This is a genomic window from Bradyrhizobium erythrophlei, assembly GCF_042430365.1.
Lineage (GTDB): Bacteria > Pseudomonadota > Alphaproteobacteria > Rhizobiales > Xanthobacteraceae > Bradyrhizobium > Bradyrhizobium erythrophlei.
This window is the reverse complement of sequence record NZ_JBHMET010000097.1, coordinates 1-1,554: the sequence shown is the minus strand read 5'-3', so window position 1 is coordinate 1,554 and position 1,554 is coordinate 1. Positions and strand designations below refer to the sequence as shown.

Here is a 1,554-nt window from a genome sequence, read left to right as displayed (position 1 = left end):
CATCATAGATCCTATGCAGGCGCGACGGACGGAGGTGTTACCATCTCGGTTTCGACCTAGCCAACAGCGCATAGGAGACACTGATGGAAGCCCAAACGGTAAACACCTTGGCGTCCGTCGCATCCCATGATGAGACAGTCCGCTGCCTTCTGGCAATCGAATTGAGCAAGAAGAGTTGGATTATCGCGGCTAACTCGCCGCTGGTCGACAGGATCGGCCGCTACAGCTTGGAAGCTTGTGATTGGAAAGGCCTGCTTGAACGGATCGAGCGGATCCGCATGCGGGTTGCACGAGAATTAAACCGACCGGTGGAGGTGATATCGTGCTACGAGGCTGGGTATGACGGCTTCTGGTTGCATCGTCTTCTCGAGGCGCATGGCGTGCGCAACTACGTCATTGATGCGGCCAGCCTGCACGTGGATCGGCGCGCGCGACGAACCAAGACGGACCACATCGATGCGGTGCAATTACTTCGCTCGCTGCTGGCATATCTGCGCGGAGAACCGAAGGTATGGAGTGTGGTGCGGGTTCCAAGTGTGGCGGAAGAAGATGAGCGCCGACTGCACCGTGAGCGTCACCGTCTAATCGCGGAACGTGTCCAGCATGTCAATCGCATCAAAGGGCTTTGTGCGGTCCACGGCATCTATGACTACGAACCCCTTCGGTCGAATCGGCTGCTACGACTGGAGCGATTGCGGACGGGCGATGGACGCGAACTGCCACGACGGCTCCGAACTGAAATCGTGCGCGAATTGCAGCGCCTCGAGCTCGTGCTGCAGATGATCAAAGCGATTGAGAAGGAGCGCGACGCCATGGCATCGGCAGCACAGACATCACCGAACAGCAACGCGAAGAAGATCCAGCAGCTTGTCAAGATCAAGGGCATCGGGGCAGAGACTGCTACCGTATTGGTTGGCGAAGTCTTCTATCGACATTTCGACAATCGGCGACAGTTGGCCAATTATGTCGGACTAACGCCGAGTCATTTCCGGAGCGGCTTCATGTCCCGCGACCAAGGTATCAGCAAGGCGGGCAACCCCAAGGCCCGCACCACCATGATCGAACTGGCCTGGTTCTGGCTACGTCATCAGCACGACAGCTCGTTGAGTGTGTGGTTCCGCGAGCGTGTCGGGGCTGCCAAGGGCCGGATGCGGCGCATCACCGTCGTCGCGGTGGCGCGCAAGTTGCTAATCGCTCTGTGGCGCTATCTCGAGACAGGCCTGATTCCGACAGGCGTCGCTGTGAAAGGCTGACCTAATCAACCTAATCGATCATGGAGTCTTGTGACGTAAGGAACATACCAATCCAAGGTGGGTGTGTGATCGCCGTGGCGCATGGCTGCAAACACGCCGTTTCATAGATTGATCCCACCCTCCTTGGAGCCCGCTCTGCCCTTGCAACGATGCATGAGGGACCTTGGTACGGGGTGATCCCGACCGGATATAAGTTGATGCGGCGAGTGCCGCATACCTCAATAAGGGCTCCGCCTTGGATCAAATGGGACCAAATAGAAACGTAACTTCAACCGAAAAACACCTGACGACAAAAGGGGGG

General features: G+C 57.3%; 1 protein-coding gene. It reads left to right on the top strand.

What is annotated here, in order from left to right; genetic code table 11:
• Positions 1-83: 83 nt before the first annotated feature.
• The gene (locus ACFFWD_RS16655) at positions 84-1,253 is read left to right on the top strand and encodes an IS110 family RNA-guided transposase (RefSeq protein ID WP_376966953.1); all 1,170 of its coding nucleotides are present in this window, start codon (positions 84-86) and stop codon (positions 1,251-1,253) included.
• Positions 1,254-1,554 lie beyond the last annotated feature (301 nt).